A 14,285-nucleotide genomic window follows, 5' to 3' on the forward strand; every position below is an offset into this window, starting at 1 on the left:
AACAACAAGTACCCGGACATCTCAGCGCTGTTTCATCTTGAGGGTTGCCCCGACGGCGAAGGCTGCGGTTCCCAGGACGACCACGATGACGGAGATGACGGTCAGAGCCGTGGTCACCTCCGTCGGGGTGAGCAGGAGGGCGGCACCGAAACCGCCGGCGATACCGAGGAGGAGACCGCCGACACCGAGCAGGACGTCGGATCCGCCCGAGGGGGTGGACAGGCCGAGGTGGGCGCCGGCCTCGTGCACGAAGGTCTTCGAGACGGTCGCGGCGCCCTTGCGCCGGGCGATCCGTTCGGCTTCGTTGCGTAGCTCGGCGGCGTGCCGCCGAAGCGTTGCCTGGCCGGCGTCGCGGGCGTCCTCGTGCCATGGGAGGCGGGCAGCCCAGTCGTCGTCCGGGTCGGCGCCGGCGGGGCGACGGCTCGGCACGCTTGGCTTCACCAACGGAGTTCCTTGCTGCCGCCCGGTACGACTTCGCGGTCGGCGAGCGCCTCGTGCCAGGCCTGGTCGGCCGCGGTGAAGACGCGTGGTGGCTGCCGCGGGAACACGCTCCGCCGGAGGGCGAGCCCGCCGATGACGAGCGGGATCGCCGCAAGTGAAGTCACCGTGAGCGCCACGGGATAACCCCAGGCCTGTTCCGCGCGATCGCTGACGATCTCGGAGAGGAAGCTGAACAGCACCGCCACTGCAATCGCGACGAAGGTCGTCAGGACAGTCGGCCAGCTGACTCGCTTCTTCATCATCACCGCCTCGACGATCGGCGCCGGAGCCACGAACCCTATCTCAGAGCAGGTCCCAGGTGAGGGGGGTGCCTGCTTGGGCGTTGGTGCGGAAGGGGCGGCCGGTTACCTGGGCGAGGAGGTCCGGGGCGAGGCCGCCGGCGGGGCGGATGGAGCGGACGTTTTCGGGGGTGACGAGGTCGCCGGCCTGGACGTCCTTGGTGACGTACAGGGAGCGGCGGAAGCGGAGGACGTTCTGCTCGGCCTGTTTGGGGCCGATGATCGGCTGGCCGAGGGCCAGCTGGGCGATGCGGGTGTTCTCGACGAGTGACTCGAGCTCGCCCGGCTCCAGGGAGAAGGCCGAATCGACGCCGCCGTCGTCGCGCTTCAGGGTGACGTGCTTCTCGATGACGGTGGCGCCGAGGGCGACGGCCGCGATCGCTGCGCCGATGCCCATAGTGTGGTCGGACAGGCCGACCTGGACGCCGAGCGCGTCGCGGAGGACCGGGATCGCGCGCAGGTTGGACTGCTCCGGCGGCGCCGGGTAGCTCGCCGTGCACGAGATCACGATGATCTGCTCGTTGCCGGTCGAGCGGGCCGCGCGGACCGCGGCGTCGATGTCGGTCAACGTCGCCGAGCCGGTCGAGATGATGATCGGCTTGCCGGTCTCCGCCATCCCGCGGACCAGCGGCAGGTCGCCGATCTCGTTCGAGGCGACCTTGTACGCCGGGACGTTCAGCTTCTCCAGGAAGTCGATCGCGGTCTGGTCGAACGCTGACGAGAACGCCACCAGGCCGAGCGACGTGGCCAGCTCGAACAGCGGCTCGTGCCACTCCCAGGGGGTGTTCGCCTCGGCGTACAGGTCGTACAGGCGCGCGTCGGCCCACAGTTCGTGTTCGGACGGCAGCCGGAACGCGGGCAGGTCGACGTCGAGCGTCATCGTGTCCGCGGTGTAGGTCTGCAGCTTCAGCGCCTGCGCCCCGGACTCCGCGACCGCCCGGACGATGTCCTTCGCCCGCTCGAGATCGGCGTTGTGGTTGCCCGACATCTCCGCGATGACGAACGGCTGGTGGTCCGGACCGACCTGCACGCCGCCGATGTCGATCGTGGTGCTCATCTACTTCCCCTGTCTGCGGTCCTGCTTGCGCAGGCTGATCGGAATCACGGTCAGCTCGCGGCCGTCGGCGTACCGGGTCTCTGGCGTTCCCTCGGTGAAGCGGAACCGGCGGTTCATCTGCCGGACCACGGTGTTGTGTTCCAGCACCTCGCCGGTGAGCAGGTCGACGCCGAGCACGTCGAACGCGTACGACGTCGCCTCGCGCATCACCTCGATCCACGCCGGCAGCGTCTCGCCGCGCTCGGCCAGGCCGTCGGCGTCGAGGAAGAATCCCCAGGCGGCCGTGGATCCCTCGAGGTCGAAGAAGTTCACGACCCCGGCGGTCGCGCCGTCGCGTTCGTAGATCAGCACCCGGCGGCTGGCGTCGGCGGACGCCTTCGCCCACCACGCGGCGTGCTCGTCCGCCCCGATCTCGTGCGAGGTGATGCTGACGTCGCGATTGGCCTGCTGGTTCCGCAGCCGCCGGATCGTGTCGACATCTCGTTCAGTGGCGCTGCGCAGCATGCACCTAACCTAGCGCCTCGTCGAGGGGCGTTCGGCACCTCGACGAGGCGCAGCGTCTTCTCTGCACCGCCCTTCGTGTGTAAACATCTTTCGAGTTCATCGGCGAAGATGGTCGGAGAGTGACATGAGAGTCTGGCGAGTCATGGGCGTCCTCGGCGTGGCGGCAGGTCTGTTGCTGAGCGGTCTGACCGGTACGGCGTCCGCCGTACCCGCACCTCATGACCGGTGCGAGCCCAGCGCATCCACGCCGCTCCGGCAGTTCCGGGCGAGCTGGGTGGCGTCGGTCGTGAACATCGACTGGCCGTCCAAGACCGGTCTGACCGCGGCCCAGCAGCAGGCCGAGCTGATCGGCTGGCTGGACGACGCGGTCCGCCAGCGCCACAACGCCGTGATCCTGCAGGTCCGCCCGACCGCGGACGCGTTCTGGCCGTCCAAGGTCGAGCCCTGGTCGCAGTACCTGACCGGCAAGCAGGGCGGCGACCCCGGCTACGACCCGCTCGCTTTCGCCGTCGCCGAGGCGCACAAGCGCAACCTCGAGCTGCACGCCTGGTTCAACCCGTACCGGCTGTCGATGGGCACGGACATCAACGCGCTCGTCCCGACGCACCCGGCGCGGCAGCACCCGGACTGGGTGGTCACGTACGGCGGGAAGCTCTACTACAACCCCGGCATCCCCGCCGCCCGCAAGCTGGTCGAGGACGCGATCATGGACGCGGTCGCGAACTACGACATCGACGGCGTGCACTTCGACGACTACTTCTACCCGTACCCGGTGGCCGGACAGGTCTTCGACGACGCGGCGACGTACGCGGAGTACGGCGCCGGCTTCCCGACGCTGGCCGAGTGGCGGCGGAACAACATCGACCTGCTCGTCCAGGAGATGCAGCAGCGGATCAAGGCCGCCAAGCCGTGGGTGAAGTTCGGCATCTCGCCGTTCGCGGTCTGGCGCAACAAGGGCACCGACCCGCTCGGCTCTGACACGACTGCCGGCGTGCAGACGTACGACGACCTCTCCGCCGACACCCGGCGCTGGGTGCGCGAGGAGTGGATCGACTACATCGTCCCGCAGGTCTACTGGGCCGGCGGGTTCGCGCCGGCCGACTACAACAAGATCGTCCCGTGGTGGGCCGAGCAGGTGCGCGGCACCGACGTACACCTCTACATCGGCCACGCCACGTACAAGGTCGGTACGTCGACCCAGTCGCCGGACTGGTCCGACCCGGCCGAGCTGAGTGACCAACTGGCCTTCAACACCGCGGTCCCAGAGGTCAAGGGCGACGTCTACTTCTCCGCGAAGGACGTCCGCGCCGACCGCCTCGGTGCGACCACCCTGCTCAACAACATCTGGTACACCCGCCCGGCCCTCATCCCCACCATGCGCAACCTGGACTCCCGCGCACCCCTCCCCGTCCACGCCGTCCGGGCCACTCGCACCGCTGACGGCGTCGAGCTCACCTGGCGCCGTACGTCATCCGACACCACGTCGTACGCCATCTACCGCCGGGAGCTCACCGGCGGCGACCACTGCCCCGACACCGACGCCCGCAACCTGATCGCCACCACCCGCACTCCCACCTACACAGACCCCACCGCAACCCCCGGCAAGCCCTACCTCTACACAGTCACAGCCCTAGACCGCCTCGCCAACCAAAGCCTCCCAATCCCGGCCGTGGTCGTGCGCTGACTTGCTAACGGTAGTGTTAAAGAGCTGCTAAAGGTAGTCTTTGAGTCCTGCTAACGGTAGTCTAGCGCGGTGAGTGGCTACCTGCGGCGAGTCGTCGACGCCGAGCTGGACGACCTGCTGACCGACCTGCCCGCGATCACGCTCGACGGTCCGAAAGGCGTCGGCAAGACCGAGACTGCGGTCCGCCGGGCCAAGACCGTGTTCGCGCTCGACGAGGCAGGCCAGCGGGAACTGCTCGCGGCGGATCCGGCTCGGCTCGAGCGGGCCACGTCGCCGGTCCTGGTCGACGAGTGGCAGCTGCACCCGCCGGTGTGGGATGTGATCCGGCGGGCGGTGGACCGCGGTGCCGAGCCGGGCCGGTACCTGCTCACCGGCAGCGCGAGTCCGGCCGACACTCCGACCCACTCGGGAGCCGGCCGGATCGTCCGGTTGCGCATGCGGCCGATGTCTCTGGCTGAGCGCGGCATCGCAGTACCGCGTGTCAGCCTTCGCGCGCTGCTCAGCGGCGCTCGCGAACCAGTCGAAGGAACGTCGGACCTGGACCTGGAAGCGTACGCCGAAGAGATTGTCCGGTCGGGCTTCCCGGGGATCCGGCGGCTGTCCGGCCGTGCTCGCAGAGCGCAGTTGGCGGGCTACCTGGAACGGATCGTCGAGCGGGACTTCCCGGAGCACGGACACCTGGTACGTCGGCCGGCCACGTTGCGAGCCTGGTTGGCTGCCTATGCGGCGGCCACCGCGACAACAACGTCGTACAACGCGATTTTGGACGCCGCGACCGCCGGTGACAGCGACAAGCCTGCGAAGACGACGACCATCGCGTACCGGGATGTGCTCAGTCAGCTGTGGCTGCTGGAGCCCGTCGAAGCGTGGCTGCCGACGCGCAACCGGCTCAACCGGCTGGCGTCCGCTCCCAAGCATCAGTTGGCTGATCCGGCGCTGGCCGCGGCTTTGCTCGGTGCAGATGCGCCGGCTCTGCTCGATGGGGCGATCAAGGGGCCGCCTCAGATTCGGGACGGTGTCCTACTCGGCCAGTTGTTCGAGGCGCTGGTGACCCTGGACCTGAGGGTGTACGCGCAGGCTGCGGAGGCATCCGTTCGGCATCTGCGGACGAGGAACGGCGACCACGAGGTCGATCTGATCGTGGAGCGCGCCGATCAACGGGTGCTTGCGTTCGAGGTGAAGTTGGCGTCCTCCGTCGGTGACGCCGACGTGAAACACCTGCTGTGGTTGAAGAATCAGATCGGCGACGACCTGCTGGATGCAGTGGTTGTCTACACCGGACCTGAGGCGTACCGGCGGGCCGACGGGATCGCGGTCGTCCCGGCAGCGCTGCTCGGGCCCTGAGCGGTCAGGGGACTCGGATGCCTGGTGTGGTGGTGATCTGGGTCGGGAGGGGGCCGGTGGGGAAGGTTGGGGTGGTGCCTGTGGTCGGGAAGGTTTGGCCGGGGACAACCGGCGTGGGGAGGGTCTGGGTCGGGAACGTCGGGGACGGGAAGGTCTGGCCCGGGGTCGACGGGGACTGGGTCGGTGACCCGGTCGGGGAACCGGTCGGCGAGCCCGTCGGGGACGGTGTGGTCGTCGGGAACGGGTTGGCCGGTGGGGGTGGGTAGAGCTGGTAGACGCGGACCGTGCCCAGGTGGAAGCGGAGCTCGGTGAGGCGCTCGAGGTTCTTCGGTGGGGCGCCGACACGGTCGTCGAGTAGCAGCCACTGGACGCCGTACCGCGTCCGCAGGGTCTCCAGTACGTCGCGCGTCGGGTTGGTGAACGCCTCGTCGTTCAGACGCAGCTTCTCCGCGTCCCAGTAGCTGCTCTGCACGCCGTCCGGGTACGTGTCGTCCACTCTGGTCTTGTAGGCCCAGCCCTGCACGAGCACGCGGCGTTCGGCGTACCCGGCGATCCAGTAGGAGCCGGTCAGGCAGTGCGACGCGCGGGCGCGGTGGCAGTGCAGGTTGGTCGCGATCAGGTCGCCCGACCCCGAGTTGCGCCGGATGAACCGCGCCGCTTCGATCCCGCCCGGCGCGATCGATTCGTACTCGGTCAACGACGGCGTGGCGAACTCACGCAACGACACCGCCGTCGGCGACACCGTCGTACCCAGGAGGACCGAGACCGCGATGACAGCCCAGGTACGACGTTTGCCGCGCAAGATCAGCCCGAACACGCCGATGCCGAGCACCGCGATCGCCAGAGCCACCGCCAGCCCCTGACCGAAGCAGCTCTCCGACGTGCACGACGACGGGGACCGGTAGCGACCCCAGTAGATCGCGGCGACCCCGATGAGCAGTGCGATCGCGGCAACCCAGTACTGACGCCGCTCCAGCGACCCGAGTCCCCAGGTTGCGAGCAGGACGCCGTAGATGAAGCCAGTGCGGACGAAGAACAGCTGAGCCTGTCCGTCGTCGTACAGCAACGCTCCAGCCGCCAGCGCCGCCAGGAACCCAACGACGAGGAACACCGGCATCGGATCACGTGGCAGCCGTCGCCGGATCAGCAGCGCACCGGCAGCCGGCATGAGCCACCCGATCGCGACCACCGCAGCAATCACGGCGACCGTGGACCCACTACCGCCCATCCGCTCGGCCATGTACTCGAACGTCGCACCCGGGTCGAACATCACGCTGGACGACGCACCACCCAGTACGACGAAGAATGCCAGCGCATACGCGGCCGCCACACCCACACCAAGCACGAGCGCACGCAGGTTGAGCCGACCAGCCCGGACAGTCAGGTAGACCCAAGCTGCAGCAAGCCCAGCGGCGTAGACCGGCAGCGTGGTCGCCTTGGTCAAAGCAAGAGCAGCAACAAGCACGCCAGCCGCAACAAAGAGCCCAAAGAGCTGTGCACGCGTCTGACCGGGCTTGCGTCGCAACAGCACCGCAGTGACCGCGATCAGCGGTAGCAGTAACACCGTGGAGAACGCCTGCGGCGGATTGGTCAGCTGGCCGAGCGAGAACGGGGTCTCGGTGAACAGCCGGTCCGACACGCTCCACGGCCAAGCAGCAAGATCGCCGGCCAACACAGTGAGCCCGGCTGCGATCGGCCCGGCGACAGCGCGCCCAGTCAGCAGCATGCCGACCGCGCCGGCTCCCAGCACGGTCAGCAAGAGCAACGCGAACGGCACCATCCGGTGCGTCAGCACATCGAGCGGAACACTCGTGATCCAGTGCGAAGACGCAATGTGGTCGTACGCGGCCCAGTGGCTGGTCAGCGACTTGCCGTCGGCGTACGGGACCCTCGCCGGGAAGTGGTGCGTCAGCTCGGCAGCCAGTGCGAGGCTGTGTGGTGCGTCCGAGTTCGGCCGCAGCGCACTCGGCCCGTTCAGCGGGATCAGTTGCGAGCCGACCCGCACGAACCACGCGGCCGCCACACCGACCGCAGCCATGCCGCCCGCAATCGCCCACCACGGCGTCGGACGCTCGGGCAGCTTGCGCCGAGGCAGTGCGCGAACCATGCCGAACGCCAGCGCAGGCATCAGCAGCGCCGCGAGCGGCATGCTGAACACCATCCCGAGCGGGTAGAGCAACGCCTCGACGGCCAGCCCGAACGCCGTACCGAGGACGACGTCGGTCGTGAACCACCCGGTGCCGCCGGTGAGCCGCCGCCAGAACATCGTGCCGGGTACGGCGATCACCAGCAGCAGGTAGCCGAGGTACGCGCCCGGCATCCACGGCGGATGCTCCTGCAACGCGACGAACCAGGCCAGCGGCAGCACCGGCAGGCTCACCATCGCGGCCACCCGCGCCCCACGACCGCGCGCCACCCGCCGGCCTCGGGCGGTGGGCACGCGCTTGCTCCGCCCGACTCTGATCACCCGCAGAAGTGTATGAGTCGCGGGATTCGCACTGGCAGGCGGCGAGCCGTTTACCGCACGGAAGTTCATCTTTACACTCGGTAATCTCCCAGGTCAGACGGGAGGTCCGATGCTCGCCCGCTCTGCATATTGCCGGCCTGCCGGTCGAGGAAAGGATCGTGCTCGCGGCGGTCGCCGCCGCGGCGCCGTTGATCGCCCTGATCGGCTGGGAGATCTCCAGCCGGGTCAAACGTTTCAAGGCCTTCGTACGACGTCGCGCCGCCGATCAGCCGCCCTGAGCCGCCGAACGCACCAGCTAGGCTTTGGCCTCATGACTTCGGTAGCACGCGGCAGGGTCAGGGAGTTGATGGGCGAGGTGATGACGGCGCAAGGACGAACATTGCCGGGCGACGACACCGCCGATCTCCGCGAGATCGGCTTCCGGTCGCTGGACTTCTCCGAGCTGGCCCTCCGGGTCGAGGACGAGCTGGGTGACGAGCTGAACTTCGATGCCCCCGGGCTGCGCCGGATCGCCACTGTCGGCGACGTGCTGGACTTCATCGAGCACCTCCAGTCGGCGTGACCACGCGGCGCCGGAGCACCGCCCTCATCGGTGACGACAACACGGTTGTCGTCGCCGGGAAGAGCCTGACCTGGCGGACCCTGCACAAGCTTCCGCAACTTCCGTCGCCGGCCGCCGTGCTGGTCGACAACGGTGCGGACGCGCTGGCCGCCCTGCGCCACCACGCGGTGCACGGCACCGAGCTGTTGGTGGCGACACGCACCCGTGTCGACGAGCGCATGCGCGAGGAGCTGGGCGAGTCCGGCTTCGCCATCGTGCTGCCCGAGGGCGACGTGACACCGGCGAAGCTCAAGCGGGTCGAGGAATCCGGCCGCGCCTGGCTTCTCACCTCGGGCTCGACCGGTCGGCCCAGGCGCATCGGCCACACCCTCGAGACCCTGACGACCGTGACCGGCGAGCAGCCGCCGCGCACGTGGCTCCTGCCGTACTCACCCGGCACCTATGCGTGGTGGCAGGTCGTCACGCTCTCACTGACCCACGCCGATCAAGGCCTGGTCGTGATCGAGCCCGACGAGCTGGAGGACTGGCCGGCGATCGCCGCCGAGCACGGTGTCACCGCCGCCTCGGGTACGCCGACCTTCTGGCGTCAGGCGATCTACCGCGATGCCGATGCGCTGGCCGACGTACCGCTGGAGCAGGTCACGCTCGGCGGCGAACCGGTGGACCAGGCGATCCTGGACCAGCTGCGCGAGCTCTTCCCGAAGGCCCGCATCTCCTGGATCTACGCGTCGTCCGAGGTCGGGGCGTCGATCGTGGTGCACGACGGGCAGTCCGGGTTCCCGCGCGAGTGGCTGGACCGCAAGCCCGATCCGGACCGCCCGATGCTGTCGCTGGACGGCGACGAGCTGGTGATCCGCTCGCCGCACCACGGCGCCGGACTGGTCGGCGCGGTGCACACCGGTGACCGCGTCGAGTTCGAGGGCGACCGGGTGCTGATCACCGGCCGGATCGACACCGACGAGATCAACGTCGGCGGCTCGAAGGTCTCGGCCGGCATCGTCCGCAACGTGCTGATGGGTCACCCGGGCGTCTCCTGGGCGCGGGTGTTCGCCCGCAAGGCCCCGCTGGTCGGGCGGATGGTCGCCGCCGAAGTGGTGCCTAACCCAGCGCTCGGCCCGATCACCGACTCCGACCTGGTCCAGTGGTGTTCGAGCCGGCTGCCGGACTACGGCGTACCGCGGCGGATCCGGTTCCTCGACGAGATCCCGCAGAAAGAGACGCTCAAGAGTGAAGTCTGAATCCAGCGTGGTCCCGCCCGCGTCGGTCGTCCTGGTGTCGGGTGGGTCCCGCGGCCTCGGGCTGGCGATCGTCACCGACCTGCTCGCCGCCGGGCTGAAGGTGGCCGCCTTCGCCCGGACCGTGACCCCGGAGCTGACCGCCCTCGGCGAGAAGTACCCGGACCACCTGTACTACGGCTCCGTCGACGTCAACGACGCCGCGGCCGGTCAGGAGTTCGTGAAGGCGGTCGAGGCGACCCTCGGCCCGATCGACGGCCTGGTCAACAACGCCGCGATCGGCCAGGACTCGCTGCACGTCCACACCAAGGCCGACCACCTGGCCGAGATCATCCAGACCAACCTGACCTCGCCGCTGATCCTGACCCGGTTCGTACTGCGCCGGATGCTCACGAAGGGCCTGAAGGGCCGGATCGTCAACGTCACCTCGATCTGCGGCCAGCGTGGCTACCCAGGCCTGGTCGCGTACTCCGCCACCAAGGGCGGGATGGACGCGGCGACCCGTTCGCTGGCCCGCGAGCTCGGCGGCCGGGTGCTCGCGAACGCGGTCGCGCCCGGCTTCTTCGCCTCGGAGATGTCCGCGGTGCTCGGCCAGACCCAGCTCGACCAGATCGTCCGCCGGACGCCGACCGGCCACCTGACCGAGCCGGACGACGTCGTGCCGGTGGTCCGGATGCTGCTGCTCGACACCACCAACATCAACGGCCAGGTCCTGGTCGTCGACGGCGCCGCCTCGATCTGACGCCGCCGACGGACCAGGAGCCGGCCTCAGGGCTTGATGTTCTGGTTCCGGTGGAACACGTTGGCCGGGTCGTACTTTCGCTTGATCTCGACCAGCCGCTCGTACTTGGTATCGCCGTACGACGCCCGCAGCCGAGCCTCGTCGTAGTCCGTCATGCCGTTGACGTAGCTGCCGATGTTGACCGCGTGCGGCTGCAGGGCGTCCCAGAACCCCCGCACCCAGGCGATCTCGGCGTCCTGCAGTTCCGGCACCGGGGTCTGCGCGATCGCGAACACCGCGTACCGGTCCGTCCGCCCGCCACCGAACGCGGTCGCGTCGTCGGCGACCGACGAGTACGCGTGGTCGAGCCGGTAGAACAGCACGGCCGACAGCGGTGAGTTCTTCTTCGGCACGTGCTCGGTGATGACCTCGATGGCGCCGTCGGACAGCTCCTCGAGGTAGGTGCCCTTCTCGTAGCAGTAGTGGCCCCAGCCGTTCGCCTCGTCCAGCGACTGCTGCAGAGCGACGTACGGCATCGGCGTCGCGAACTCGAACAGCGGCGGCAACGTGGCGCGGATCCGCTCCAGCACCTCCGCATGCTCTGCCGGCGTGCCGAACCCGACCACCACCAGGCCGTAGCCCGGCTGGAAGTGGTGCTGCTCCGGCACGAACGGCGCCGGCGGCGCGTTCAGGCAGGCCGGTACGACGGTGAACGTCGGCGGCAGGCTCGGGATCAGCTCCCGGGCCAGCCGGAGCACGTCAACGCCCTGCTCCAGGCCCCAGAACACCAGGCCGTAGTTGACCATCGGCCCGGCCGGGTGCAGCCGGAACTCGAACTCCGTCACCACGCCGAAGTTGCCGCCACCACCCCGGACGGCCCAGAACAGGTCCGGGTTCTCGTCCTCGGAGGCGCGCAGGATGCTGCCGTCCGCGGTGACGATCCGGACCGACACCAGGTTGTCGATGCTGAGCCCGTGCTGGCGGCTCAGCCAGCCCATCCCGCCGCCGAGCGTGAGCCCGCCGACACCGGTGTGGCTGACCATCCCGGCCGGTACGGCGAGACCGTGCGGCTGGGTCGCCGCGTCGAGGTCACGCAGCAGCGCGCCGCCGCCGACCCGGGCCCGGCGGGCCTCCACGTCGACCGTGACCTGGTTCATCCCGCTCAGGTCGATCATCAGGCCGTCATCGACCGACGACGCGCCGGACATGCTGTGCGAGCCGCCGCGAACCGCGATCTCCAGTCCCTGCGCGACCGCGAACCGGACGGCGGCGGCGACGTCCTCGGCGGACCGCACCTGGGCGATCACCGCCGGGCGCCGGTCGTGCTGTGCGTTCCACAGCCGCCGGGCGTCGTCGTACCCGTCCTCGCCCGGTCCGAGCACGCTGCCCGTCAGAGCCGCGCGTAGTTCGTCGAAGCCGGCTTCCGCAAGCTGAGTCATTGATTCCCCTCCCCGATTTGTGCTGCTGTCAGGCTAGGCGCCTGCCTCCCGTGAGACAGCGGCCTTTTGGGCAGATCTTCGCGCGCTGTCTTCAGACAGGCTTAAGAAAGCGCCGGTTTTCCACAAGGGCTCCGCATCGCGTTTGAGTGACAACTTCGTTGAGTGTCAGACTCGACCGCGTGAGTGATGAGGAGATCCTTCGATTGTTGCCGGTTGCGGCGTCGATCGTTGCCGTGCGCGACGATCGGGCCGACCAGCAACTGGCCCGCCTGGGTGCGTACGACGAGCGCGACCAGGCGCAGGTGGACCGTTGCCTGCAAGGGTTTCTGATCGGTCTGCTCCGGGCCACTTGGCAGCGCGGCTGGTCCCCGGCCGACGTCGTCCAGCACGGACGGCGCGAGCTGGATCCGGGCATCGAACCGTTGCTGCTGGCAGCGATCTCCGCGGAGCACCAGGGCTATCGCGTCACCACCATCGACCCACGCTGGCTCGACCAGTTGACGGACTTGGGAGTCTCGCAACCCTTCACCGAGCTGAGCCTCACCGCCTGGGCAGCAGCGGCTCGAGTCGGCCGCTACCTCACCCTCCACCACGCCCTGTCCCTCGCCGGCTTCCTCCAATCACTTCCGATCCTGGCTCGTCTCTATTCCCTGCCGGGTACGGCGAACCAGGCCACCAAGCCCGTGGTCCCGGCGAACGGGAAGGTGCTCGCGCGGATCCGGGGACTGCTCGCAAAGGCGGAGGCAACCGAGTTCCCGGACGAGGCCGAGGCGCTGTCCGGCAAGGCGCAGGAGCTGATGGCGAAGTTCTCCCTCGACCGCGCCCTGGTCGAGGCCGACCCGGCGGTGGAGATCCCCGACGACTCCGCCGGCCGCCGGATCTGGGTCGACACGCCGTACGTGTCGGCCAAGGCGCAACTGGTCGGCGCGGTCGCGTCGGCGAACCGGTGCCGGACGGTCGTGATCGACGACCTCGCTGTGGTCTCCATCGTCGGCGCCGAGCTGGACCTGCAGCTCACCGAGATTCTCAGCACCTCCCTGCTGGTGCAGGCCAACCGCGCGATGCTTGCCGCAGGCAAACACATTGGGCGGCGCGGCGAATCCCGGACCAGGTCCTTCCGGCAGTCGTTCCTGATGGCGTACGCGCAGCGGATCGGGGAGCGGTTGCAGGCGACCACGGCTGCGACTCAGGCCGCCGTACCGGAGGAGGACGCGGACCGGTTGCTGCCGGTGCTGACGAAACGGGAGGAGCAGGTGGATGCGTTGTTCACCAGGCTGTTCCCGAGGACCACGACCCGGCGGACCAGGATCACCAACGGCGCCGGCTGGGACGCAGGTCTGACCGCCGCCGACCAGGCGCAGCTCGAGGCCCGCCGGCAGGTGCGCCGATGACGATCCCCGGTGTGCTGCGGATCGATCTGGACGTCCAGCCGAACGACGACGGCTGGTTCAAGGAGAGCTTCCACGCCGCCAAGCTGGAGGCCGCCGGGATGCCACACTTCGAGGTGCGGCAGCACAACGTGCTGTACCTGGCCGAGCCCGGCGTCACCCGCGGAATTCACGCCGAGCCCTGGGACAAGTACCTGTCGCCGTCGGTGGGCCGGGTGTTCGCGGCGATCGTCGACCTGCGTGCCGGTGAGACCTTCGGCCGGGTGGAGACGTTCGAGCTCGACGCCGGGCAGGCGCTCTACGTCCCACGCGGCGTCGGCAACTCGTTCTGCACGCTGGAGCCGCACACCGTCTACAACTTCCTGGTGAACGAGTACTGGTCGCCGGAGCGCGTCACGGTGGACCTGTTCGACCCCGAGCTTGCGATCTACTGGCCGTTCCCGCGGGAGCGGCTCACCTACACCGAGCGAGACGCCGCGAACCCGTCGCTGGCCGAGGTCAGGCGGACGCGGGCCTGAGACCGCAGAGGACGATGTCGAGCAGCCGGTGGGCCTGCTCGGGCTCCATGTCCCGGCCCATGTTGATCCCCCCGACCAGCCGCATGATGTCCATCAGCTCGAGCTCCGGCCGGACCTCGCCGGCCGCCTTCGCCTTGTCCAGCAGCAGTTGCCCGGCCTCCTGCACGTTCACCTTGCAGGACTGGAAGAACGGCGAGTCCTTGCCTAGAGCAACTGTCAGCTCACTGGCCAGGGACTTCTTGGACAGGCCGTACCCGACGAAGCTGCGCAGCCAGGCGGCCAGCGCCTCGAACGGCTCGAGCTCCCGGTCGAAGTCGTACGCCCGGTCGCAGACCGACTGGATCTCGTCGATGTAGACCGCCTCGAGCAGCGCGACCCGGTTCGGGAACCGGCGGTAGAGCGTGCCGATGCCGACGCCGGCCCGGCGGGCGATCTCCTCGAGCGAGGTGTCGGTGCCGTGCTCGGCGAACGCCTCCCGGGCGGCGGTGACCAGCAGGTCGTAGTTCCGCGCCGCGTCGGCACGGGTCGGCCGCGTCGACGGCAGGGGTGTCGGCGCCATCCGGCCTCCTCACTGTCCGTAGCGGGGG

14 protein-coding genes are annotated in these 14,285 nt (G+C 69.1%); 7 read left to right on the plus strand and 7 right to left on the minus strand.

Annotation, left to right across the window (positions count from 1 at the left end):
• Positions 1-21 precede the first annotated feature (21 nt).
• The 4 genes from AB0H36_RS23565 to AB0H36_RS23580 are packed head-to-tail and all read right to left on the minus strand — an operon-like array spanning position 22 to position 2,340.
• Positions 22-444, minus strand: coding sequence for a hypothetical protein (locus tag AB0H36_RS23565; RefSeq protein WP_360527109.1), 423 nt, complete (start codon positions 442-444; stop codon positions 22-24).
• On the minus strand, positions 438-773 hold the full coding sequence (locus tag AB0H36_RS23570) for a hypothetical protein (RefSeq protein ID WP_360527112.1): 336 nt from the start codon (positions 771-773) through the stop codon (positions 438-440). Before AB0H36_RS23570 ends, AB0H36_RS23565 begins: the two co-directional genes overlap by 7 nt.
• A gap of 10 nt (positions 774-783) precedes the next feature.
• Positions 784-1,836 (minus strand): pseudaminic acid synthase, encoded by a 1,053-nt coding sequence (pseI, locus tag AB0H36_RS23575; protein WP_360527115.1) that lies wholly within the window; start codon positions 1,834-1,836, stop codon positions 784-786.
• Entirely contained in the window at positions 1,837-2,340 is a 504-nt protein-coding gene (locus tag AB0H36_RS23580; RefSeq protein WP_360527118.1) for a GNAT family N-acetyltransferase, read from the minus strand.
• A 124-nt stretch (positions 2,341-2,464) separates the two neighbouring features.
• Here AB0H36_RS23580 and AB0H36_RS23585 point away from each other — a divergent pair, with 124 nt between their 5' ends.
• Positions 2,465-4,024 carry a family 10 glycosylhydrolase gene (locus AB0H36_RS23585; protein ID WP_360527121.1) on the plus strand — a complete coding sequence of 520 codons (1,560 nt, stop codon included), beginning with the start codon at positions 2,465-2,467 and terminating at the stop codon, positions 4,022-4,024.
• Positions 4,025-4,093: 69 nt separating this feature from the next.
• Positions 4,094-5,368, plus strand: coding sequence for a DUF4143 domain-containing protein (locus AB0H36_RS23590; RefSeq protein WP_360527124.1), 1,275 nt, complete (start codon positions 4,094-4,096; stop codon positions 5,366-5,368).
• Between the two features lie 4 nt (positions 5,369-5,372).
• Here AB0H36_RS23590 and AB0H36_RS23595 read toward each other — a convergent pair whose 3' ends face one another.
• Entirely contained in the window at positions 5,373-7,835 is a 2,463-nt protein-coding gene (locus AB0H36_RS23595; RefSeq protein WP_360527127.1) for a hypothetical protein, read from the minus strand.
• A 310-nt stretch (positions 7,836-8,145) separates the two neighbouring features.
• On the opposite strand from AB0H36_RS23595, the gene AB0H36_RS23600 reads away from it, so the two are divergent.
• The 3 genes from AB0H36_RS23600 to AB0H36_RS23610 are packed head-to-tail and all read left to right on the plus strand — an operon-like array spanning position 8,146 to position 10,374.
• Positions 8,146-8,397, plus strand: coding sequence for a phosphopantetheine-binding protein (locus AB0H36_RS23600; protein WP_360527130.1), 252 nt, complete (start codon positions 8,146-8,148; stop codon positions 8,395-8,397).
• Complete coding sequence (locus tag AB0H36_RS23605) at positions 8,394-9,635, plus strand: class I adenylate-forming enzyme family protein (protein ID WP_360527133.1); 1,242 nt, start codon at positions 8,394-8,396, stop codon at positions 9,633-9,635. The genes AB0H36_RS23600 and AB0H36_RS23605 overlap by 4 nt, the downstream gene beginning before the upstream one ends.
• Entirely contained in the window at positions 9,625-10,374 is a 750-nt protein-coding gene (locus tag AB0H36_RS23610) for an SDR family NAD(P)-dependent oxidoreductase (protein WP_360527136.1), read from the plus strand. The genes AB0H36_RS23605 and AB0H36_RS23610 overlap by 11 nt, the downstream gene beginning before the upstream one ends.
• 26 nt (positions 10,375-10,400) lie before the next feature.
• Here the strand turns inward: AB0H36_RS23610 and AB0H36_RS23615 are convergent, their stop codons facing one another.
• The gene (locus AB0H36_RS23615; RefSeq protein ID WP_360527139.1) at positions 10,401-11,792 is read right to left on the minus strand and encodes an FAD-binding oxidoreductase; all 1,392 of its coding nucleotides are present in this window, start codon (positions 11,790-11,792) and stop codon (positions 10,401-10,403) included.
• Between the two features lie 179 nt (positions 11,793-11,971).
• Here AB0H36_RS23615 and AB0H36_RS23620 point away from each other — a divergent pair, with 179 nt between their 5' ends.
• Positions 11,972-13,183 (plus strand): DUF2786 domain-containing protein, encoded by a 1,212-nt coding sequence (locus AB0H36_RS23620; protein ID WP_360527142.1) that lies wholly within the window; start codon positions 11,972-11,974, stop codon positions 13,181-13,183.
• Entirely contained in the window at positions 13,180-13,698 is a 519-nt protein-coding gene (gene rfbC / locus AB0H36_RS23625) for a dTDP-4-dehydrorhamnose 3,5-epimerase (RefSeq protein ID WP_360527145.1), read from the plus strand. Before AB0H36_RS23620 ends, rfbC begins: the two co-directional genes overlap by 4 nt.
• Here rfbC and AB0H36_RS23630 read toward each other — a convergent pair.
• Positions 13,679-14,257, minus strand: coding sequence for a helix-turn-helix domain-containing protein (locus tag AB0H36_RS23630; RefSeq protein ID WP_360527148.1), 579 nt, complete (start codon positions 14,255-14,257; stop codon positions 13,679-13,681). The genes rfbC and AB0H36_RS23630 overlap by 20 nt on opposite strands.
• Between the last annotated feature and the right edge of the window lie 28 nt (positions 14,258-14,285).

The organism is Kribbella sp. NPDC050820, from assembly GCF_040653975.1.
Lineage (GTDB): Bacteria > Actinomycetota > Actinomycetes > Propionibacteriales > Kribbellaceae > Kribbella.

Excerpts from the sequence above, each read along its gene's own strand:
- pseI (WP_360527115.1), bottom strand. The coding sequence starts at position 1,836 with ATGAGCACCACGATCGACATCGGCGGCGTGCAGGTCGGTCCGGACCAC.
- AB0H36_RS23580 (WP_360527118.1), bottom strand. The coding sequence starts at position 2,340 with ATGCTGCGCAGCGCCACTGAACGAGATGTCGACACGATCCGGCGGCTG.
- AB0H36_RS23585 (WP_360527121.1), top strand. The coding sequence starts at position 2,465 with ATGAGAGTCTGGCGAGTCATGGGCGTCCTCGGCGTGGCGGCAGGTCTG.
- AB0H36_RS23600 (WP_360527130.1), top strand. The coding sequence starts at position 8,146 with ATGACTTCGGTAGCACGCGGCAGGGTCAGGGAGTTGATGGGCGAGGTG.
- AB0H36_RS23615 (WP_360527139.1), bottom strand. The coding sequence starts at position 11,792 with ATGACTCAGCTTGCGGAAGCCGGCTTCGACGAACTACGCGCGGCTCTG.
- rfbC (WP_360527145.1), top strand. The coding sequence starts at position 13,180 with ATGACGATCCCCGGTGTGCTGCGGATCGATCTGGACGTCCAGCCGAAC.
- AB0H36_RS23630 (WP_360527148.1), bottom strand. The coding sequence starts at position 14,257 with ATGGCGCCGACACCCCTGCCGTCGACGCGGCCGACCCGTGCCGACGCG.